The organism is Enterobacter cloacae complex sp. 2022EL-00788 (genome assembly GCF_026627565.1).
Taxonomy (GTDB): domain Bacteria; phylum Pseudomonadota; class Gammaproteobacteria; order Enterobacterales; family Enterobacteriaceae; genus Enterobacter; species Enterobacter pasteurii.
Genome location: NZ_JAPNMC010000019.1, coordinates 54,041 through 74,798, shown reverse-complemented (window position 1 = coordinate 74,798; position 20,758 = coordinate 54,041). Strand labels below are relative to the sequence as shown.

19 protein-coding genes are annotated in these 20,758 nt (G+C 55.3%); 3 read left to right on the top strand and 16 right to left on the bottom strand.

From position 1 onward, the window contains the following. Window positions 1-30 precede the first annotated feature (30 nt). Window positions 31-1,278 carry a polysaccharide deacetylase family protein gene (locus OWK27_RS22110; protein WP_176608692.1) on the top strand — a complete coding sequence of 416 codons (1,248 nt, stop codon included), beginning with the start codon at window positions 31-33 and terminating at the stop codon, window positions 1,276-1,278. Here OWK27_RS22110 and OWK27_RS22105 read toward each other — a convergent pair whose 3' ends face one another. From OWK27_RS22105 to thpR, 16 genes are all read right to left on the bottom strand, one after another. Next, window positions 1,279-2,352, bottom strand: a complete 1,074-nt coding sequence (locus OWK27_RS22105) for a fimbrial protein StkG (RefSeq protein ID WP_267591233.1) — start codon at window positions 2,350-2,352, stop codon at window positions 1,279-1,281. A 25-nt stretch (window positions 2,353-2,377) separates the two neighbouring features. Further along, a complete protein-coding gene (locus OWK27_RS22100; protein ID WP_267591232.1) occupies window positions 2,378-2,983 on the bottom strand; it encodes a fimbrial-like protein in 606 nt (201 codons plus the stop codon). Between the two features lie 29 nt (window positions 2,984-3,012). Continuing rightward, window positions 3,013-3,570 carry a fimbrial protein gene (locus tag OWK27_RS22095; protein WP_267591231.1) on the bottom strand — a complete coding sequence of 186 codons (558 nt, stop codon included), beginning with the start codon at window positions 3,568-3,570 and terminating at the stop codon, window positions 3,013-3,015. Window positions 3,571-3,593: 23 nt separating this feature from the next. Then, window positions 3,594-4,172, bottom strand: a complete 579-nt coding sequence (locus OWK27_RS22090; RefSeq protein ID WP_267591230.1) for a fimbrial protein — start codon at window positions 4,170-4,172, stop codon at window positions 3,594-3,596. 13 nt (window positions 4,173-4,185) lie between these two features. Then, window positions 4,186-6,765: an outer membrane usher protein gene (locus tag OWK27_RS22085; protein WP_267591229.1), complete on the bottom strand. Its 2,580-nt coding sequence runs from the start codon at window positions 6,763-6,765 to the stop codon at window positions 4,186-4,188. A gap of 65 nt (window positions 6,766-6,830) precedes the next feature. Continuing rightward, complete coding sequence (locus OWK27_RS22080) at window positions 6,831-7,568, bottom strand: fimbrial chaperone (RefSeq protein ID WP_148420117.1); 738 nt, start codon at window positions 7,566-7,568, stop codon at window positions 6,831-6,833. 62 nt (window positions 7,569-7,630) lie between these two features. Continuing rightward, complete coding sequence (locus OWK27_RS22075) at window positions 7,631-8,218, bottom strand: fimbrial protein (RefSeq protein WP_267591228.1); 588 nt, start codon at window positions 8,216-8,218, stop codon at window positions 7,631-7,633. 399 nt (window positions 8,219-8,617) lie between these two features. Next, entirely contained in the window at window positions 8,618-8,998 is a 381-nt protein-coding gene (panD, locus tag OWK27_RS22070; protein WP_252004716.1) for an aspartate 1-decarboxylase, read from the bottom strand. A 56-nt stretch (window positions 8,999-9,054) separates the two neighbouring features. After that, window positions 9,055-9,906 carry a pantoate--beta-alanine ligase gene (gene panC / locus OWK27_RS22065; protein ID WP_148420119.1) on the bottom strand — a complete coding sequence of 284 codons (852 nt, stop codon included), beginning with the start codon at window positions 9,904-9,906 and terminating at the stop codon, window positions 9,055-9,057. An 11-nt stretch (window positions 9,907-9,917) separates the two neighbouring features. Next, complete coding sequence (gene panB, locus OWK27_RS22060) at window positions 9,918-10,709, bottom strand: 3-methyl-2-oxobutanoate hydroxymethyltransferase (RefSeq protein ID WP_148420120.1); 792 nt, start codon at window positions 10,707-10,709, stop codon at window positions 9,918-9,920. A gap of 123 nt (window positions 10,710-10,832) precedes the next feature. Then, window positions 10,833-11,312 carry a 2-amino-4-hydroxy-6-hydroxymethyldihydropteridine diphosphokinase gene (gene folK / locus OWK27_RS22055; RefSeq protein WP_267591227.1) on the bottom strand — a complete coding sequence of 160 codons (480 nt, stop codon included), beginning with the start codon at window positions 11,310-11,312 and terminating at the stop codon, window positions 10,833-10,835. Beyond that, window positions 11,309-12,706, bottom strand: coding sequence for a polynucleotide adenylyltransferase PcnB (pcnB, locus tag OWK27_RS22050; protein WP_071785222.1), 1,398 nt, complete (start codon window positions 12,704-12,706; stop codon window positions 11,309-11,311). The genes folK and pcnB overlap by 4 nt, the downstream gene beginning before the upstream one ends. A gap of 42 nt (window positions 12,707-12,748) precedes the next feature. Next, window positions 12,749-13,639: a tRNA glutamyl-Q(34) synthetase GluQRS gene (gene gluQRS / locus OWK27_RS22045; protein WP_252004718.1), complete on the bottom strand. Its 891-nt coding sequence runs from the start codon at window positions 13,637-13,639 to the stop codon at window positions 12,749-12,751. A 59-nt stretch (window positions 13,640-13,698) separates the two neighbouring features. After that, window positions 13,699-14,154, bottom strand: a complete 456-nt coding sequence (gene dksA, locus OWK27_RS22040; RefSeq protein WP_001155232.1) for an RNA polymerase-binding protein DksA — start codon at window positions 14,152-14,154, stop codon at window positions 13,699-13,701. 176 nt (window positions 14,155-14,330) lie between these two features. Beyond that, window positions 14,331-15,035, bottom strand: a complete 705-nt coding sequence (gene sfsA / locus OWK27_RS22035; RefSeq protein ID WP_148420123.1) for a DNA/RNA nuclease SfsA — start codon at window positions 15,033-15,035, stop codon at window positions 14,331-14,333. Next, on the bottom strand, window positions 15,025-15,579 hold the full coding sequence (gene thpR / locus OWK27_RS22030) for an RNA 2',3'-cyclic phosphodiesterase (protein ID WP_267591226.1): 555 nt from the start codon (window positions 15,577-15,579) through the stop codon (window positions 15,025-15,027). The genes sfsA and thpR overlap by 11 nt, the downstream gene beginning before the upstream one ends. Window positions 15,580-15,652: 73 nt before the next feature. Between thpR and hrpB the strand changes: the two genes are divergently transcribed. Together hrpB and mrcB are read left to right on the top strand one after the other, a co-directional pair. Further along, complete coding sequence (hrpB, locus tag OWK27_RS22025) at window positions 15,653-18,082, top strand: ATP-dependent helicase HrpB (protein WP_267591225.1); 2,430 nt, start codon at window positions 15,653-15,655, stop codon at window positions 18,080-18,082. A 143-nt stretch (window positions 18,083-18,225) separates the two neighbouring features. Next, complete coding sequence (mrcB, locus tag OWK27_RS22020; RefSeq protein ID WP_242173574.1) at window positions 18,226-20,754, top strand: bifunctional glycosyl transferase/transpeptidase; 2,529 nt, start codon at window positions 18,226-18,228, stop codon at window positions 20,752-20,754. The last annotated feature ends 4 nt before the right edge of the window (window positions 20,755-20,758 follow it).

Sequence of the window (20,758 nt, the reverse complement as noted above, 5' to 3'; positions counted from 1 at the left end):
CGACTGATTTTCCGTGTCGATTTATATCCCATGCTCAAGCGCGTTATCTTTATCCTGTTGCTGCTGGTTTCCGGTGGGGCATCTGCCAGCCTGACAGCGCAGCAGGGGCTTCCTTCCCAATATATGCAAACCACTGAGGATGCGGCCATCTGGGCGCAGGTGGGCAACGCCGTGGTGAACGTGGGCAATGTCCGCGCCGGGCAGATCCTCGCCGTTTTTCCGGCGGCGGCTGACTACTACGAGTTTCGTTTTGGATTCGGTACCGGGTTTATTGATAAAGACCACCTGGAGAAAGTGCAGGGTAAGCAGCGCGTGGAGGACAGCCTGGGCGATCTGAACAAGCCGCTCAGCAACCAAAACCTCATCACATGGAAAGACACGCCCGTCTACAACGCCCCCAGCAGCGGAAGTGCGCCGTTTGGCACCCTTAGCGCCAACCTGCGTTATCCGATCCTGAATAAACTTAAAGACCGCCTGAATCAGACCTGGTATCAGATCCGCATTGGTAATCGTCTGGCGTGGATAAGCAGCCTGGACGCGCAGGAGGATAACGGTCTGCCGGTACTGACCTACCACCATATTTTGCGTGATGAAGAGAACACGCGCTTTCGACACACGTCAACCACCACCAGCGTGCGTGCGTTCAATAACCAGATGGCCTGGCTGCGTGACCAGGGGTATACCACCCTGACGATGTATCAGCTGGAAGGGTACGTGCGTAACAAACTGAACCTGCCTGCCAAATCGGTGGCGATCACCTTTGATGACGGGCTGAAATCAGTGAGCCGCTACGCTTACCCTGTTCTGAAACAGTACGGTTTCAACGCCACGGCGTTTATTATCTCATCCCGCATTAAGAGACATCCGCAGAAATGGGATCCTAAATCGCTACAGTTTATGAGCATTCAGGAGCTTAAGGGCATTCAGGACGTGTTTGATATTCAGTCCCATACGCACTTCCTGCACCGGGTGGACGGGTATAAACATCCGATTTTACTGAGCCGCAGCTATCACGTGATTTTGTTTGATTTTGAACGCTCGCGCCGGGCGCTGGCGCAGTTTAACCCGCGCGTGCTGTATCTCTCTTACCCGTTTGGCGGCTACGACAATAAAGCGATAAAGGCCGCGAATGACGCCGGTTTTCATCTGGCGGTGACAACGATGAAGGGGAAGGTAAAGCCGGGGGATAATCCGTTCTTGCTGAAGCGCCTGTATATCTTAAGAACGGATTCGCTGGAGACCATGTCGCGGCTGATCAGTAACCAGCCGCAGGGATAGCTATTCGTAGGTGAACTGCAAGGTGCCGATGGCGCTGAACGTGCCGGAGGTGACTTTTTCTGTACCAGACTTAACCAGCCGGGCCGTAAGTAACCGGCTGAATAATGCAATGGTAGTGTTCTCCCTCGTGGTATAGCTGCTGGCTGAATTAGGCACTACCTGGCTGTTGTCCGGCCACATCAGAAATACGCCCACGCCTTTTGCCGCATTCGACGATGCGGTGTTGGCGAGCAGTGAGCCATCGGTCCCGGTTGTCTTACTGGTGGTTAACGTCATGGTGATTTTACGGGTGTTGGTGCAATTTCCGGACACCACCGCATACGCGTTTAGCGTGTTATCGTTCTCGATATCGGATACACCATAATCCCCCAGGTCTAAGGTTTTAGGGGCCGTGAGCGTGCAGGTGGGTTTTTCTATTGGTGTTGTGAATGCCATGTCGGCGATGCTGATGGTCGTTCCTGGATGGTCATCATTAGGCGCATAGGGATCGCCAATACCAAAGTCTCCGATTGTCCCTCCTGCTGGGCCAACGGAGATTACCTCTGCGGGAACACCGGCAAAGCTGGGAAGCTGATAAAACTCGACCGCGGCCTCCCAGGTCTGGTATCGCAATAATTCATCCTGATCTTCCATATGCAACGTCAGAAACCAGCTTGTGCTGGGGGCAAAATAGGCCGTGACTCCCGTACCGATTGTTCGAAACGCCAGCGCATAAGCAATGCCGGTGACATTGGTTTTGAACAAGGCTTTTCCGTCAATGCTGCCAACCTGCAGGTTAGCCCGTGTTGCGGTGAAGATGTTTTCTCCATCGTCACCACCTGAGCATACGCTCATTAACCGGGGGGTTAGGCTTAAGGGATAGAGTGAACTGATTTTTGTAGGCGCGGTGACGGCATCAACGGCTCTCAGCGTTGGTTTTCCACCCGTGAAATCGCCAACCGCACGTGGCTTAGCACTACCAACCTGGCACTCCTCGGCGGCATTGGCGTAAAAGGCGCTCATGGTTAAAAGCATAAATAAAATGATAAAACCGTTAAAACGTGGGGACACGGTTATCCCAGGACGCTGTGCCATAATTGTTCCTTTTTAGCGTTGCCTGTTAGCGATATGTCACGCTGACCAATGCGCGCGCGGTCACTTTACCTGCACTGACCGGGCCGTAATTTTGATAGCGGGCGTAAAAGCTATACGCTTTCAAATAGCTTTGCTGGTCTGAGGGGGCCGCTATTTTGACCGCCACATCAGACTGCCCGTCGCTGTCGAGGACGTTTTGATTAGTCGATTCCGAAAAAATTACAATCCCGACATTTTCAGCGCCGCCCGTCAGGGCAGGCGTATCATTACTGAATATCTGTTTTGACATGCCGGCAGTTTGGGCGCCCTGCGGTTTGAAGGTGAAGTGCAGCGCCTGCCCGGAACCGGATTCATCTCCGCTACAGTCCACCACCTGAATCATGAAGCGGGTTCCTCCCGCAGGGTCTGCCGGCGTTAGTCTGTCGGTGCCCTCCGCGGTATAAAACCACCCCTTTCCCACCGTTGGCAGCGTCACGTTTCCATTTTCTGGCACGCTCACCTGGCACGTATTGTTGATAATGTTTGCCGTCATATCCATGTCCAGGCTCGAGGCAAAACCTGCTGCGGGAAACCCCAGGCAGAGGGCGAGCCATGGCGTCGCCTTTCTGAAGATTAAGCGGGAGTGGAACATCCTGTTTAAGCTACCTGTCTGAATAAACATTATTGATAGGTCACGATAAAGGTCACGGGAGCGCTGACCGAACCCGTGGTCACGTCAGAAATTGTTTTATCTTTAGCAATGACGATGCGCGCATCCATTTCAAATTTCCCCGTCCCGTTAGACAGGTTAACGACAGAAGTCGGGGCTGTGGCGCAGTTCAGCAGGGAACCCGAGTCGACAGACCCCTTCCAGATTTCAAAACCAACGTTATGCCCGGCTGCATACGAGGCTCCATTTCTGGCATTGCCGGTACAGGCACCACCCGCACCCGGCGTGGCCTGAATGGCGGCATTTTTTACCCCGGCACAGTTGGTGAACGCGATTTTGAATGCCCCTCTTCGGTTCTGGCTCACCAGGTCGGACTTAAACACATCGCCAAACGGCAAAATGCTTATGGGGGCTCCGCTCGCATCCTGAATCTCGGCATTACAGGTACCAGCCTCAATGGTGGAGGTGAACGTGGCCTGAACGCTTGTCGTACCCGTAATGGCGCCTGAAGAAACGGAAGGCAGAATGGCAGCCATCGCAAGCACCAGTGAAGTCATTTTCTTTTTCATATCAACGCTCCGTATTGCGCCAGTTATTCATAGGTGAAATTAAACGTAGCGATACCGCTAAAGTTGCCGGTCATGCCTTGCCCGCTTGCGGTTTCCACCAGCGTCGCCAGGAGTGAAACTTCGCCAGCACTGATCTCTCCGCTCGACCAGACGAGGCGCTGCGTATCGGTGGATGAATTAATGACGAAGGGTTGGTCCGGAGTGGCGGTACGGGAAATCGCCACGCCAATATTCTCCGCGCTGCCCTCGCCGGAGAGTGAGTTTTTAACTGCCGTAGCCAGCGGGCTGGCACTACCGCTAATGGTGGTTTTCAGGGATGTCAGACTCGACGGGCAAGAGACCATTTTGAGCTTAAAGTTGGTCGTTGCTTTGGCATTTTTCAGGATGATGTAATCCAGGCGCACCTTGCCGTTAGTACCAATGGGAATAACGTTGCTGGAGCCATCCCCGCTGCCGCCTTCAATTTTCATATCGCAGGTGGTGTCGCGGATATTAGCGGTAAAGGTGATATCGAGTTTATCGGCGTATGTTCCGAGCGACAGTACCATCAGCCCCGAACTTAAGATCCGTAATCCTGTTTTTTTCCCAGGTTTAAAAAGCATGTTTTAACTCCCTTTATAATGCCGTGATGTGGCAGGTCTGGCCTGTCAGCAGCGTTGTCGGTCCAATCTTTTTCGCATCCGGTGGGATGTGGTAGGAGACGGTACAGGATGTGCCGGCCTCGCTGCCCCAGACGATGTTTAACAACCCTTTATCTTCAATTCCGCGGATCCAGGCTTGCCCGGCCTGGCCTACGCTACCCACGGAAACGCCTTGTTCAGTTTGAACGTCTGCACCTAGCGGAATAAAGCCACCGTCGTCACGCGTCAGTTCCATTAGCACTGAACGCCCCTGGTCGGTCTCAAAATTAACCAGCACAACGGCACCGCTGCGGGGGACGGTGGTGGAGCGGGTATTTTTGACTTCAACGTCAGAGCGCATAGCGCTGATATCAAGACCTACGCTGTTTTCACGGTAGGCAGACAGATAGGGCATAAGGGCATAGCCTGAGGATCCAATTTCACCGTTACCGATGGAGACGCGGGCTCCCTCGGCTCCCTCTGCTTTAATCAACGCAAGCGTATCGCTTTCGCTGATGCTGCCGGGCGCGAGCGTTACGCCGCCCGCGTGCAGAACCATCCCGCCGCTATAGCTGGCGGAATATTGTCGCGTATCGTCATCGGATGCGGAGACGGAAAGGCTCAGCGGGCCGTACGGGCCGTTGTAACTGCCGTAACCGCTCAGCTGGTTTAACGTGTCGTCGCTACGGGTAGTGCTTTCGGTGATGCTGTAACTGAAGCGATTATCTTCGGTGTTGCCGTTGGCGCTGGCGTTAAAACTTCCGCCACCTTTAAGATCGCTGCCGATGCCCGTCGTGAGTGAGGAGAACCCGCCAGCCCGTTTGCCGTTACCCATCAGCGTGTCGAAGGGGATAGTGAGGTTCAGATAGATACTGTCATCTTTTTCCCCGAACTCGTTGTAGGTGCGCTGCACGGAGAGGCTGTAGCTTCCCCAGCTTAAAGAATGACTGTGGCCAACAGAGTATTGCGCTGATGAGCTGCTTTCATTCCAGTAGTCCTGCCAGGTTGAGTTGACGTACAGCGACCCCAAATCAAGGTCGTTAACGGCCAACGGCTGGCTGATATTCACCTGGATCTGGTTCTTCATGCGCTGGAAAGTCTGATACACATCGCTGTTGTTACGGTCAGGGTTACGCTCCCTGTCACGGTACTTGATCTCGTTGGTCAGGGAAGCCGCATCGCTCAGGCTGAGATAGTCAGACGTCGAAAACCGGTATGCTGCGACGTTAAAAGAGGTATTCGTGGCTTCCATGAGTTTGCTGTAGGAGATGCGATAACTCTCGCCCGTAAGATGTCGTAAGCCGTCGATCCGGGCATCAGAATGCGTCACGTCAAAGGCGAATGCGCCGATTTGGGTGTTCATCGCCAAACCCAACAGTGCGGCGTAAAAATCGCTATCGGTGTACTCCAGACCCGCGTAGCCCGTAAAGGTATTGGATAAACCGTAATAGCCCGTGGCGTAACCAACCCGTGGCTTGTCGCGCAGGCTGTCGTCACGCAGTTCACCCACGCCCACGTCCCATCGGGAGTAGCCAGGGCGAAGCATTTGCGCGACCGAGGAATAGGCGACCGAGAAGGAGCGTTTGCTACCATCCGTTTCTTCTACAGTGACGATGAGATCGCTACCGTATCCTGTTGTACTGAGATCCGAGATTTCAAAGGGGCCCGGCGGCACGGAGGTTTCGTAAATTGTGTTTCCGCTTTGGGCGATCGTGACTTTGGCGTTGCTGTTTGCCACGCCCCGAATCACCGGCGCATAGGTCGATATGCCATTGGGAAGCATACGGTCGTCGTTATATAAACGTGCCCCGCGCAGGCTGATGGAGTCGAAAGCATCTCCACGGGTATAGGAATCTCCCGCGATAAACTGTGCTTTGAGCGGCGTGACGTCACGCTGAAGATAAATGTCCTGGCTGGCGTAATGGGTACCGGAATCCTGATCCCAGTTCAGGTTACCTCGTGCCCGCAGTCGCCACGGCCCCAGGTTTGCTCCATAGCGTAACCCGGCATAGGCCGTATCGGTGCTGTAATCATTCGTATCTGCGTGCCAGCCGTTAAGATCCCATGAGAGCATCGCCGCCGGGATCCCGTCTTCCCAGAGTGAAGGGTCGACAAAACCCGCCGGGCGCTGAATGACGAAAGCCTGGGGAATAGAAAGATCCAGCTCCTGCGTGGAAGGGTCGTAAGCCACGCGTGAGCCGGGATAGGCGTTCGACATAGAGACACACGTTTCTTCAGCATCATCCCCGGCTGGTTTACGTTTCCCGGCTGCCACATTTGTTTGGGTGAGCAGTTTACGAGTGATGCAGGGAGTGGCGCGCGGTGTGCCATTATCCTTAAACAGAAGATCCGTGGTAATGGAAGGTTTCCCGTTAATAATCACCTTCACCTTATACGTTCCGGCAAGAACAGGGTTGCCTTTTGAAAAACGGCTGACATCAATTGATGCGCCGGTGTTATAAAGAAACTGATCGTTAAACTGCACGTCTTCTTCTTTATTATTTTCAGCAGCAAATGCACAGAACGGCAATACCGCACTTATCGACAAACATAGTAGCGAACGTCTAAACCGCATAATGTACTCTGTCCCAGAGCTAAGCTAATTATAATTTTTACGAATGATACGAAGCGGATATGGAATCAATTTTGTACTGACTCATACTTATCAATTCCGCCGAAATCATTGATGGCTTGCCAGGTTATTTTGTTATTTCCAGAAGGTGTGTAATTTTTCACGTTCATGGTCTGGCTTGAGAACGGCTCAATATAATGCGTTTCGATATCGTAGCGTTTAGCGCCTGAAATAAGCGTTGCGCTGGCCAGCGAAACATAATAAGGCGAATCATTCTTTGCGCTTAAAACGATTTTTTGACCTTGCCGGATTTGAGTCCATTTAAGATTTTTGGCCGCGTCTGTCGGTTCTCCTTTCAAACCTGTAGGCCGGAAAAAGAGTTTTATGCGGGTACGGAATGCAAGCTGAAGCATGCTTTGGCTGTCGCTATCCTTTGCCTTAGGCGGAACTTCCAGAACGTTAAACCAGAACAGGGATTCTTTATCTTTTGGCAACGACTGACCAAGCCAGGTGATTCTGACGGTTTGCCCTTTTTGCGGTTCAACACGCGAAACGGGAGGCGTGACAATAAAAGGAAGCTTCAGCTCCTGAGGATTAGTGGTATCTCTTCCGTCATCGAGCCAGGTTTGCACCAGTAAAGGCCGGGTGCCGCGGTTATCCATAGACACCGTTACGTCTTTTGCCGATTCAGGATAAATGACGCGGGTGCCGGAAATCACAATATCTGCACTGGCGTTAAGAGCAAAAACGCTCACCGAGGCCAGCAGCAGGGCTTTTAATCCGCTCTTAATATTCAGTACGTACATGTTTATTCTCAAATAATACGGAAAAATGTGCCCGACAGGGCACATTAACGGGACGGATAAAATTATTCGTAGCTCATGGTGAAGTAGGCGTTGGCGCTGACTTTACCAGACTGCACGGGGCTGGTGTCTTTCACCCAGCTGGAGCCTGGAACATAAGCAACGCGGTAGAACAGTTTACCGGAGCCGGCATTCAGGTCTGCTTTCTGCGTATTATTGCCAGGCTGACCCACCATAATACGGGAAGAGACGGTTGGGGCATTGTTATATAGGGCAAGTGCAACGTTGGTTGCAGAGCCTGCTACGCCAGCATCGGGTTCGATGGTACCGTTCGCAACAGACCCCATATTTTTTGACATAAAGCTTGCAGAGGCACTCTTTAATGACCCAGGGCAATTGGTGAGCAGCAGTTCAAAATTCTTTGAGCCGACGCCGGTATCAACGGTGGTGGATTCAACTTCAGATTTTTTTACAACGGGTAAGGTAATAGTAATATTATTTTGTTTTTCACCATTCGAGGTGGAAATATTACATGTTGTGTCTGTTACCGCACCATCAAAGGTGATTAAACCGAGATCCGTATCTGCGATTGCTGAAAAAGAACCTATTGCGAACAAAGCTACAGCTGAAGCTAATAACGTTTTCTTTAACATGATTAAAATTCCATTTAAAAAACATTTTACTGACTTAATTCAAGCAAAATGATGATAGGGATCTATGAATGGGTTTGATATTTAAAATTGCTAAAAGTCATCGTTAGAAAAAATGAACGTTCGATAAGTTATTGAAAATGATCTTGAAAATTTTTTTAACTGAATGAAGATGCCGGTTTTTTTATTGTGCCGGTATACTATTGGCGCGCTCAGATTATAAATGACAAAGATCATTTTCTTTTTCATATCATTCAGGGGAATGTTTTTTTCAGAAAAGAGACGCTGGAAGAGAGCGGGAAATAGGGCGAATGAATGAGAAGATGCTATTTAGACAATAAAGAATAATGTATTTTTTATCATTCAGGGAGCGGAACCAGAGCGTTCCGCTCCCCGACGGAATCAGGCGACCTGAACCGGAATTGCCCTGGCGGTACGTTTCATATCGTTGTCGCCCTCAAAGTAGGCAACCTTAGGCTGCCAGCGACGCGCTTCTTCATCGGACATCATCACAAAGCTGGCGATAATCACAATATCGCCTACGTCCGCGCAGTGCGCGGCCGCGCCGTTAACGGAGATGATTTTAGAACCACGTTCGGCGGCAATAGCATAGGTTGAGAAACGTTTGCCGTTATTAACGTTCCAGATATCAATCGCTTCGTTTTCAAGGATGCCCGCAGCATCAAGGAAATCCTGATCGATGGCGCAGGAACCTTCATAGTGCAGGTCGGCCTGGGTGACTTTCACACGGTGAAGCTTGCCTTGCAGCATTTTGCGAATCATTACGTTTACCTTTATTCAATGCGTTAGCCCCTCCCGACAGAGGGGAGGGAAGATAATTACGCCAGCTCAACCACTTTATTGTCGATAAGGCGGGCCTGACCGAGCCATGCCGCCACCAGAATAACCGCGCGTTTGCTGGTATCGGTAAGCTCAAGCAGCGTGTCGGCATCACGAATTTGAATATCGTCCGCCCGGAAGCCTTTGTCGTTCAGCGTCTGTTCAGCCATAGCAACGATCTCTTCCGCGCTTAACGCTTTCGCCAGAAGCTGTTCCGCCATGGCGTTCATCACCTTGCTTAAGCCCGGCGCGATCTTCCGCTGTTCGGCGGTCAGATAGCCGTTACGGGAGCTGAGCGCCAGGCCATCTTTCGCCCGCACAATCGGCACGCCGACGATGTCAATATCGTAGCCCATGTCGGCAACCATTTTGCGGATCAGCGCCAGCTGCTGGTAGTCTTTCTCGCCAAAGCAGGCGATGTCCGGCTGCACCAGGTTAAACAGCTTGCTGACGATGGTGGATACGCCGCGGAAGTGGCCCGGACGGCTGGCACCCTCAAGCATGGTTGAGATACCCGGTACGTCCACGTAGGTCGCTTCAGCGGTACCCTGAGGGTATACATCTGCGGGAGCCGGTGCGAAGACGATATCCGCATGACGTTTTTTGAGCTTCTCGCAGTCTTCCTGCAAGGTACGCGGGTAGCGTGCCAGGTCGTCTGCGCGATCGAACTGCATGGGGTTAACGAAGATACTGACCACCACGATATCTGCGCGCGCTCTGGCTTCATCGACCAGCTTCATATGGCCGTCGTGCAGGTTGCCCATGGTTGGGACCAGTGCGATACGTTTACCTTCCTGACGTGCACGGCGAATGTGCTGACGCAGCAGCGGCAGGGTTTCTATGATTAACACACCTTGACTCCTTAATGGAAACTGTGTTCTTCGCCCGGATAAGCGCCGGACTCAACCTCGGCAATATACTGCCGCACAGCAGCACGCATGTCGCCTGCTTCTGTCAGGAAATTTTTGGCAAATTTTGGAATGTGCCCGCCGGTGATCCCGAAGGCATCGTGCATCACCAGAATCTGGCCGTCGGTGACGTTACCCGCGCCGATGCCGATAACCGGAATCGACAGCGCTTCGGTGATGCGTTTTGCTAGCTCAACCGGCACGCACTCCAGAACCAGCAGCTGTGCGCCCGCGGCTTCGAGCGCTACGGCATCATCAAACAGCGTCTGCGCCGCATCGCCTCGTCCCTGCACCTTATAGCCGCCAAAGATATTGACGGACTGCGGCGTCAGCCCCAGGTGACCACAAACCGGCACGGCGCGCTCGGTGAGCATTTTCACCGTATCCACCAGCCACGCGCCGCCTTCAATTTTGACCATATTGGCACCGGCACGCATCACGACCGCCGCGTTGTCGAAGGCTTGCTCCGGCGTGGCGTACGCCATAAACGGCAGATCGGAAAGTAACAGGCAGGCTGGCGCACCCCGGCGTACGGCGCGCGTATGGTATGCAATATCCTCCACCGTTACCGGCAGAGTGGAATCATGTCCTTGTACCGTCATCCCTAACGAGTCTCCGACCAGCATGACGTTGATCCCTTCTTCGGCAAACAGTCTGGCGAAGCTGTAGTCATACGCGGTGATGGTGGCGAAGCGTTTTTTTTCCTGTTTGCATTTCTGCAATAAGGAGATGGTGGTTGGTTTCATACTGTTTCCTGATGGCCCAAAAGCGAATCTTTGCGCATTCTAACAGTAACATTCGAGGGAACAATGATTTTAGGCAATCGATTAACCACAATTAACAAATGGATAATCGACGGTAACACGGGATTACCAGCGGGCCGGTTTTTCCGCGTTGAGGCTTTGCAGAACGGCCTTCAGCGTGATGCCGTCAGGGAAGGTAAGATCGGGGGCGACTTCAAACAGCGGCCAGAGCATAAACCCGCGGTTTTTCATGTCGTAGTGCGGAACGGTGAGGCGTTCGGTGTTAATCACCTCGTGGCCGAAAAGCATAATATCGAGGTCGAGCGTGCGCGGTCCCCAGCGTTCGGCTTTGCGTACGCGGCCCTGCTGTAGCTCAATGCGCTGGGTATTATCCAGCAGCGCTTCTGCGTCAAGGTCCGTTTCCAGCACCACGGCGGCGTTCAGATAGTCAGGCTGATCCTGCGGGCCAAGCGGCGGCGTGCGGTAAAACGAGGAGACCGCCACGATACGGCTTTGGGGGATGTCTCCCAGCGCCTGAACGGCAGCGTTAACCTGCTCCAGCGGAGAGGCCAGATTGCTGCCGATGGCGATATACGCAAGGGTCATGCCGTGCCTTCACGACGCGGTGCGCGCTTGCGCGGGCGGCGGTGACGACGGCGCGGTGCCGGCTCATCATCCAGGTCCGTGAGCATATCTTTCTGCTCCGGTGGTGCAGAGACCTGAAATTCTCCCCACCACTGCGCCAGGCGCTGTAGCTCCTGGTTTCTTTCGACTTCAGCACGCAGAGAGAGCAGATCGAACGCGGCGCGGAACTTAGGATGCTCCATCAGCTTCCAGGCGCGTTTACCCTGACGGCGGGACATGCGCAGCTGGAGCTGCCAGATATCGCGCACCAGAGTAGTGATACGTTTCGGGATCGCCAGCGTGCGGCAGCCTTCGTCCAGCACGTCGTTTGCCGCCAGCGCGAAAGCGTCATAATAGGCGAGGCCGCTCTCCTGAGTGATGCGCTGCGCCGTTTCCAGCAGCGGGTACCAGAACATGGCCGCGAACAGGAACGCCGGATTCACGCGCATATCGTTGTGAATGCGGGTGTCAGTGTTCTTCAGCACCTGCGCAATCATCCGCTCCATGGCGCTGTCGCCGTTTTCGGTAAAGTAGCGGGTGATCGTCGGGAACAGCGGCTGGAACAGGTTGTATTCGCGCAGCAGATTGTAGGTTTCAAACCCGTAGCCTGCCTGCAGAAGCTTTAATGACTCTTCGAACAGACGGGCAGGGGGCACGTCGTTAATCAGCGTCGCCAGACGAGGGATCGGCTCCGCGGTTTCCGGGCTGATGCGCATATTCAGCTTGGCGGCGAAACGCACGGCGCGCAGCATGCGGACCGGATCTTCACGATAGCGCGTTTCCGGCGTGCCGATCAGGCGAATCAGGCCGTCTTTCAGGTCCTGCATCCCGCCGACGTAATCGCGAACGGTGAAATCCGCCACGCTGTAGTAAAGGCTGTTGATGGTGAAATCACGGCGCTGAGCATCTTCTTCAATAGAGCCGAAGATGTTGTCACGCAGCAGCATGCCGTTTTGGCCGCGCTGGGAGGTCGTGCGATCGTTGACGCCCGCTTCGTGGTGACCGCGGAAGGTTGCCACTTCAATAATTTCCGGCCCAAACATCACGTGTGCCAGGCGGAAACGGCGGCCAACCAGACGGCAGTTGCGGAATAATTTACGCACCTGCTCAGGCGTGGCGCTGGTCGTCACGTCGAAATCTTTAGGTTTTTTGCCCAACAGTAAATCGCGAACCCCGCCACCGACGAGATAGGCCTCGTAGCCTGCTTTATTCAGACGATAGAGCACCTTGAGGGCATTTTCACTGATATCTTTGCGGGAAATATTGTGCTGCTCACGCGGAATGACCGACATGTGTGGCTGTGCAATAGCATCGTTCGCCATGCTCTCTTCGCGGCTCAGCACTTTACGGCAAAAATTAGCGACTCGGGTAAAAATAGTACACCTCGTAGTGTGTTTTGTTATCAAAAAAGCGGCTAATCATAGCTCAGCGCAACGCATTTGAGAATGCCGGATTTTGGGCACGGCTATAAGCGTCCAGTTATCAATCGCCATTTTCAGCAATTCGTCCAGACTCAGATCCTGCCATTCCTTCGTTACATTCTGGTTGAGAAATCGCAGCGCGTCGATCAAAACCGGGCGCGGATCGCCGTCAGGCAGCGCCGGGGCATGGTTCTGTTTTGACAGCTTATTCCCCTGGTCATTGACCGCCAGCGGCAGATGAATGTAATCCGGCGCCGTCCAGCCAAACTGCTGGTAAAGCGAAATGTGGCGCACGGTCGGCTCAACGAGGTCCGCCCCGCGCACAATCTCCGTAACGCCCTGAAAATGGTCATCGACCACCACCGCCAGGTTATAGGCAAACAGACCATCACGCCGGTGAATAATAAAATCTTCGCGCGCCAGACGTTCATCCGCCTCGATTTTACCCGAGAGCACGTCGGTAAACGCCGTTACGGGCGAACGCTGGACCAGCCGTACGGCAGCGTTTTCCGGCCCGTTGCGCAGCGTGCGGCAGTGGCCGTCGTAAACGCCACCTATGCTCTGAATACGCGCGCGGGTACAGGTGCAGTTATAGGAAAGTCCCTGTTCAGCAAGCCATGCCAGGCGCTCCCGGTAGGCATCATGGCGTTGAGACTGCCAGAGCACCTCGCCGTCCCAGTGAAGACCGTAATGTTCCAGCTGTCGCAGAATGGTTTCTGCCGCACCGGGAACTTCACGCGGAGGATCAATATCTTCAATGCGAACAAGCCATTTACCCTGACGGGCGCGAGCCTGCAGGTAGCTGCCGAGCGCGGCAATTAATGAGCCGAAGTGTAATTCACCGGAGGGAGATGGCGCAAAGCGCCCGATATAGTGAGATTCAGACATATCAACGGTAACAAGGCGGGAGAGACTCCCGCCTTTGTAGAGTGTATAGAGGGCGGGGATTAACCAGCCATCTGTTTTTCGCGGATTTCTGCCAGCGTTTTACAGTCGATGCACAGATCGGCTGTTGGACGCGCTTCCAGGCGACGAATACCAATTTCAACACCGCAGGATTCGCAGTAGCCAAAATCTTCGTCCTCGACCTTCTTCAGCGTTTTTTCGATCTTTTTGATCAGTTTGCGCTCGCGGTCACGGTTACGCAGTTCGAGGCTGAATTCTTCTTCCTGAGCGGCACGGTCGACCGGATCCGGGAAGTTAGCAGCTTCATCCTGCATATGTGTAACGGTGCGATCGACTTCATCCCTGAGTTGATTACGCCATGCTTCAAGAATACGCTTGAAGTGCGACAGCTGGGCTTCGTTCATATACTCTTCGCCCGGCTTCTCTTGATACGGCTCCACCCCAGCGATGGCGAGAATACTCAGGGACGATGTTTTACGGTTTTGCCCTTCTTGCATGTTGCTTCTCCTTAACACGCACTATCGATCCCCGTGTTGGGGGAAAAATCAGGTCGCTATAAATAGCAGATGCTTTTCCGTATGGCAATTATCTAAACGTTACACTTGACAACCCTGTGAGGAAAAGCGTATTTGCGCACGCGGCCAGAACACTTATTAGTCAATCGTCTAATCCCTTATAAGACAATGGGAAGAGAGGATCTCAGAGTCATATTATCGGCAGAAAGTTCCGCTTTATAAGCGAAAACCTCTACCCCCTGCTTTTGTGCCTCATGCAACAATTGCGCGTATTTAGGATCAATATGACGGGCCGGGGAAAACCGTTCAATGGCTGAATGCAGAACCGCAAACAGCAATACGGCGCGTTTGCCCGCCGCCGCTACACTCATTAGCTCTCGCAGATGCTTCTGGCCACGTAGCGTTACCGCATCCGGAAAGAAGCCGTTTTCCTGTTCCGCTAACGTCACTGATTTCACTTCAATATAGCACTCAGGCCGATCTTCCGCCTGTAACATAAAGTCAATTCTGCTGCCCTCATCGCCATATTTCACTTCGCTTTTTTGCGTACCGTAGCCCACCAGTTCGGGGAGCGTGCCGTTTGTCAGCGCTTCCTTAACCAGCTGATTTGCGCGCAGGGTATTAACGCAAATAAATGCCCCGTTTTGCGTCTCGGTCATTTCCCAGGTATGGGGATATTTGCGTTTAGTATTTTCTGAAGTGGAATACCAGACCGTGTCACCCGGCGTGGCGCAGCCGGTCATGGCACCGGTGTTAGGGCAGTGCAGGGTAAGCGTTTCACCCTCGGGGGTGACTACGTCTGCGAGAAAGCGTTTATAACGCTGGATCAGGGTGGCGCGCTGGAGTGCGGGGCTAAACTTCATCAGGTTTCCTTAACGTGTCGCCCAGCGTCCAGCGCTGGAGCGGGGTATAGCGGGTGCGTCCTTGTACAAAGGCAGATTCGTAAAGCGCAAATTCAGTCACCTGAAAGGACCAGTGAAAGCCCGGCGGCGGGATGGCAACAGCCTGACCCGCATCGCGCAGCAGGGTGATATGGGGATGAAAAGGCTGCGGGCTCTGGTAACAGCCGCTGCGCGCAGCCTGTGCCCGCAGCATGTTCGCGAGCTGAAGTAATCCGCGAGGCGGCTGACGCGTTCCCAGCCAGACTACCCTGGAGCGCAACCACTGGCCGGCATCGTCAAGGTGCAGCGTAAACCCCGGCTGAGAAATGCGTCCGGCCATTGCGCTTAACGCGCGCTGCTTTTCTGCACTCACCTCGCCGAGAAAGGCTAACGTCAGGTGCATGTTTGCGGCAGCGACAGGCCGGCCCGCTTCTGCCGGAAAGTGGCTGGCGCGCCAGCGAACGATCTGCCGTTGAAGCGTGGTGGGTAACTCGATGGCGAAAAACAGCCGTTTTGAATCAGACATGCGCAGGACTCGGTAATGATATGCGCCGATGCTACAATGTACGCCGAATAAAGTTAACCCTCTGGAGCCGTAAGTGTCTTCTTTGCCCGTCGCCGTCGTCCTTCCTGAGCTTCTCGCAGCCTTAGAACATGCGCCGCAGGTTTTGCTCAGCGCGCCCACGGGAGCGGGTAAATCTACCTGGCTGCCCCTGCAAATTCTGCGCGAGGGGAAGATCTGCGGGAAAATAATTCTGCTGGAGCCGCGCAGGCTGGCCGCGCGCAACGTGGCGCAGCGCCTGGCGGAACTGCTGAATGAAAAACCGGGCGAGACGGTGGGCTACCGCATGCGCGCTGAAACCTGCACGAGCGCGTCCACGCGGCTTGAGGTGGTAACCGAAGGCATTCTCACCCGCATGCTGCAAAACGATCCGGAACTGTCCGGCGTCGGGCTGGTGATCCTCGATGAATTTCACGAGCGCAGCCTGCAGGCGGATCTCGCCCTTGCGCTGCTGCTCGACGTTCAGCAGGGGCTGCGCGATGACCTGCGGCTGCTCATTATGTCGGCGACGCTGGATAACGAGCGGCTGCGGCAGACGCTCCCTGACGCGCCGATGATTGCCTCCGAAGGGCGTGCCTTCCCGGTTGAGCGCCGCTATCAGCCGCTTGCTGCCCACCAGCGTTTTGACGAAGCCGTGGCCATCGCCACCGCCGAATTGCTCCGTCATGAACCCGGCTCGCTGTTGCTCTTTTTACCCGGCGTGGGCGAAATCCAGCGCGTGCAGGAGCAGCTTGCATCCCGGGTGAGCCGCGACGTTATGCTGTGCCCGCTGTACGGCGCGCTGCCGTTGGCCGAGCAGCGCAAGGCGATTCTTCCCGCACCGGCAGGGCAGCGCAAGGTGGTGCTGGCGACCAATATCGCTGAAACCAGCCTGACCATCGAAGGCATTAGCCTGGTGGTGGACAGCACGCAGGAGAGAGTGGCGAGTTATGATCCGCGTACCGGGCTGACCAGGCTGCTGACGCAGCGCATCAGTCAGGCCTCGATGATCCAGCGCGCGGGCCGCGCGGGGCGTCTTGAGCCGGGGATTTGTCTGCATTTAACCAGCGCAGAGCAGGCGGAACGAGCGGCAGCGCAGAGCACGCCTGAGATAGTGCAAAGCGATCTTTCCGGGCTGGTAATGGATCTGTTGCAGTGGGGCTGCCCCGATCCTGAGCAGCTCACGTGGCTTAATCCCCCGCCTGGCGTGAACGTCACCGCCGCGCGTAACCTCCTGACCCAGCTTGGCGCGCTGGAAGGCGAGCGTCTGACGGCGCGCGGTCAGAAAATGGCGGCGCTGGGTAACGATCCGCGCCTGGCGGCGATGCTGACGGCAGCCCGGGACGATGATGAAATTGCCACGGCGGCAAAACTGGCGGCTATTCTTGAGGAGCCGCCTCGCGGTGGCAGCAGCGATCTGGAACAGGCGTTTTCGCGCAATCAGGGAAACTGGCAGCAGCGGGCGCAGCAGCTGTGCAAACGCCTGAACAGCAAAGGGGGATCGCCTGCTGGCGAAAATATCCCGTTCTTGCTGGCACAGGCCTTCCCGGACAGGATCGCGCGCCGTCGCGGGATTGACGGGCGCTATCAGCTGGCAAACGGGATGGGGGCGATGCTCGACAGCGATGATGCCCTGACGCGTCACGAGTGGCTGATCGCCCCGCTGCTGCTTCAGGGCAGCCATTCGCCGGACGCGCGCATATTGCAGGCGATTGCCGTTGACATCGACGCCCTGACGCGTGCCTGCCCGCAACTGCTTCAGCAATCTGACATCGTGGAGTGGGATGATGCTCAGGGCACGCTAAAGGCGTTTCGTCGGAGCCAGATTGGCAAACTGACGCTCGGGTCGATACCGCTGGCGAAACCGTCGGAAGACGAGCTTCACCAGGCGATGCTGAACGGCATTCGCGAAAAAGGGCTGAGCGTCCTGAACTGGACGCCGGAGGCTGAACAGTATCGCATTCGTCTGCACTGCGCGGCGAAGTGGCTGCCGGAATACGCCTGGCCCGCGGTTGACGATGAGGCGCTGCTCGCTACGCTTGAGCAGTGGCTGCTGCCGCAGATGAGCGGCGTACACTCGCTGCGCGCCCTTAAGGCGCTCGATGTTAAGACAGCGTTACAGAATTTACTGGACTGGTCGTTACGTCAACGTCTGGATAGTGAACTGCCTGGGCATTACACTGTGCCAACCGGGAGCCGGATTGCCATTCGTTATCATGAGGATAATCCTCCGGCGCTGGCCGTGCGCATGCAGGAGATGTTTGGCGAGGCCACCACGCCGTCCATTGCTGAAGGGCGGGTGCCGTTAGTGCTTGAGCTGCTGTCGCCTGCGCATCGTCCGCTGCAGATAACCCGCGATCTGGGGGCGTTCTGGGCGGGAAGTTACCGCGAGGTGCAGAAAGAGATGAAGGGGCGATATCCCAAACACGTCTGGCCGGACGATCCGGCGAATACGGCGCCGACGCGGCGCACGAAAAAATATTCGTAGTGGGGGAGTGCGGCCTGATGCCCTCACCCCGGCCCTCTCCCACAGGGAGAGGGAGAAACAAACTTTGAGAGATTTCTTCTTTCACTGACCTGTGAAAGGAAAGAAAATCTGGCCTTTGCGCCTGAATGTTGCGGAGAAAAAGCATGGCGGGGAATGACCGCGAGCCAATAGGACGTAAGGGAAAGCCAACGCGTCCGGCGAAAGAAAAGGTGAGCCGTCGTCGCCTCAGAGATGAGGAATATGACGATGACTATGAAGACGATTATGAGGATGAGGAACCGATGCCGCGTAAAGGGAAGGGCAAAGGGCGCAAGCCTCGCGGGAAGCGCGGCTGGTTCTGGCTGCTGCTGAAGCTGTTCATTGTTTTTGTTGTTCTGATCGCGATTTACGGCGTTTATCTGGATCAGAAGATCCGCAGCCGTATCGACGGGAAAGTCTGGCAGCTGCCTGCGGCAGTGTATGGTCGCATGGTGAACCTTGAGCCAGAGATGTCCATCAGCAAGAACGAGATGGTGAAGCTGCTGCAGGCCACGCAGTATCGTCAGGTCACGAAAATGACGCGTCCTGGCGAGTTTACCGTTCAGGCGAAAAGCATCGAGATGATTCGCCGTCCGTTCGACTTCCCGGACAGCAAAGAGGGGCAGGTGCGCGCGCGTCTGACCTTTGACGGCGATCGCCTGGAAACCATTGAGAACATGGATAACGACCGCCAGTTCGGTTTCTTCCGTCTCGATCCGCGTCTGATTACGATGCTGTCGTCCGCAAACGGCGAACAGCGCCTGTTCGTGGCGCGTAACGGCTTCCCGGACCTGCTGGTGGATACGCTGCTGGCAACCGAAGACCGTCACTTCTACGAGCACGACGGCATCAGCCTCTACTCCATTGGTCGTGCGGTACTGGCGAACCTGACCGCGGGGCGTACGGTGCAGGGGGCAAGTACCCTGACCCAGCAGCTGGTGAAAAACCTGTTCCTCTCCAGCGAGCGTTCTTACTGGCGTAAAGCCAACGAAGCGTACATGGCCGTGCTGATGGATGCGCGCTACAGCAAGGATCGTATCCTTGAGCTGTACATGAACGAGGTGTACCTCGGCCAGAGCGGTGATAACGAGATCCGCGGCTTCCCGCTGGCGAGCCTGTATTACTTTGGCCGTCCGGTGGAAGAGCTGAGTCTCGACCAGCAGGCGCTGCTGGTAGGCATGGTGAAAGGGGCGTCGATCTACAACCCGTGGCGTAACCCGAAACTGGCGCTGGAGCGTCGTAATCTGGTGCTGCGTCTGCTGCAACAGCAGCAGGTCATCGACCAGGAGCTGTACGACATGCTGAGCGCGCGTCCGCTGGGCGTTCAGCCGCGCGGTGGGGTAATCTCTCCACAGCCTGCGTTTATGCAGATGGTGCGTCAGGAGCTGCAGTCGAAGCTCGGGGATAAAGTTAAAGATCTCTCCGGCGTGAAGATCTTCACGACCTTTGATTCCGTGGCGCAGGATGCGGCAGAAAAAGCGGCGGTTGAAGGGATCCCGGCGCTGAAGAAGCAGCGTAAGCTGAGCGATCTGGAAACCGCGATGGTAGTGGTTGACCGTAACACCGGCGAAGTTCGCGCGATGGTGGGCGGTGCCGAGCCGCAGTATGCGGGCTACAACCGTGCGATGCAGGCGCGTCGTTCGATTGGTTCACTGGCAAAACCGGCGACCTACCTGACCGCGCTGAGCCAGCCGAACCTCTATCGCCTTAACACCTGGATTGCCGATGCGCCAATCTCTCTGCGCCAGCCTAACGGCCAGGTATGGTCTCCGCAGAACGATGACAAACGGTTCAGCGGTCAGGTGATGCTGGTGGACGCGCTAACCCGCTCGATGAACGTGCCAACGGTTAACCTCGGTATGGCGCTGGGTCTGCCGGCGATTACCGATACCTGGCAGAAGCTGGGCGTGCCGAAAGATCAGCTGCACCCTGTTCCGGCCATGATCCTTGGCGCGCTTAACCTGACGCCAATCGAAGTGGCGCAGGCGTTCCAGACCATCGCCAGCGGCGGTAACCGCGCGCCGCTCTCTGCGCTGCGCTCGGTGATTGCTGAAGATGGTTCCGTGCTGTATCAGAGCTTCCCGCAGGCCGAGCGCGCGGTACCGGCGCAGGCTGCCTATATGACGCTGTGGACCATGCAGCAGGTTGTGCAGCGCGGTACCGGCCGTCAGCTGGGAGCGAAGTATCCGGGTCTGCATCTGGCAGGTAAAACCGGTACCACCAACAACAACGTGGATACCTGGTTCGCCGGTATCGATGGTCGTGAAGTGGTGATCACCTGGGTGGGCCGCGATAACAACCAGCCGACCAGGCTGTACGGTGCGAGCGGTGCGATGTCGATTTACCAGCGCTACCTGGCAAATCAGTCCCCGGTGCCGCTTAACCTGGTTGCGCCGGAAGATATCGTCGATATGGGCGTGGATAGTTCCGGTAACTTTATCTGCGGCGGTGGCGTGCGTTCGCTGCCGGTCTGGACGACCAATCCGGATGCGCTGTGCCAGCAAAGTCAGCCAGAGCAGCCGACCGGCAATCCGTTTGACCAGTCCTCTCAACCGCAGCAGCAGCAACAACAACAACAGCCGCAGCAACAGGAAGAGAAGAAAGACAGCGACGGCGTCGCCGGCTGGATCAAGGATATGTTCGGCGGAAACTAACCAT

Bases quoted from the DNA above. Each gene is read 5' to 3' on its own strand.
- OWK27_RS22075 (WP_267591228.1), bottom strand. From the start codon at position 8,218: ATGTTAAAGAAAACGTTATTAGCTTCAGCTGTAGCTTTGTTCGCAATA.
- folK (WP_267591227.1), bottom strand. From the start codon at position 11,312: ATGACCCTTGCGTATATCGCCATCGGCAGCAATCTGGCCTCTCCGCTG.
- gluQRS (WP_252004718.1), bottom strand. From the start codon at position 13,639: ATGTCTGAATCTCACTATATCGGGCGCTTTGCGCCATCTCCCTCCGGT.
- thpR (WP_267591226.1), bottom strand. From the start codon at position 15,579: ATGTCTGATTCAAAACGGCTGTTTTTCGCCATCGAGTTACCCACCACG.
- panD (WP_252004716.1), bottom strand. From the start codon at position 8,998: ATGATTCGCAAAATGCTGCAAGGCAAGCTTCACCGTGTGAAAGTCACC.
- OWK27_RS22085 (WP_267591229.1), bottom strand. From the start codon at position 6,765: ATGCGGTTTAGACGTTCGCTACTATGTTTGTCGATAAGTGCGGTATTG.
- OWK27_RS22110 (WP_176608692.1), top strand. From the start codon at position 31: ATGCTCAAGCGCGTTATCTTTATCCTGTTGCTGCTGGTTTCCGGTGGG.
- dksA (WP_001155232.1), bottom strand. From the start codon at position 14,154: ATGCAAGAAGGGCAAAACCGTAAAACATCGTCCCTGAGTATTCTCGCC.
- mrcB (WP_242173574.1), top strand. From the start codon at position 18,226: ATGGCGGGGAATGACCGCGAGCCAATAGGACGTAAGGGAAAGCCAACG.
- sfsA (WP_148420123.1), bottom strand. From the start codon at position 15,035: ATGAAGTTTAGCCCCGCACTCCAGCGCGCCACCCTGATCCAGCGTTAT.
- panB (WP_148420120.1), bottom strand. From the start codon at position 10,709: ATGAAACCAACCACCATCTCCTTATTGCAGAAATGCAAACAGGAAAAA.
- OWK27_RS22080 (WP_148420117.1), bottom strand. From the start codon at position 7,568: ATGTACGTACTGAATATTAAGAGCGGATTAAAAGCCCTGCTGCTGGCC.
- OWK27_RS22095 (WP_267591231.1), bottom strand. From the start codon at position 3,570: ATGAAAAAGAAAATGACTTCACTGGTGCTTGCGATGGCTGCCATTCTG.
- OWK27_RS22090 (WP_267591230.1), bottom strand. From the start codon at position 4,172: ATGCTTTTTAAACCTGGGAAAAAAACAGGATTACGGATCTTAAGTTCG.
- OWK27_RS22100 (WP_267591232.1), bottom strand. From the start codon at position 2,983: ATGTTCCACTCCCGCTTAATCTTCAGAAAGGCGACGCCATGGCTCGCC.
- OWK27_RS22105 (WP_267591233.1), bottom strand. From the start codon at position 2,352: ATGGCACAGCGTCCTGGGATAACCGTGTCCCCACGTTTTAACGGTTTT.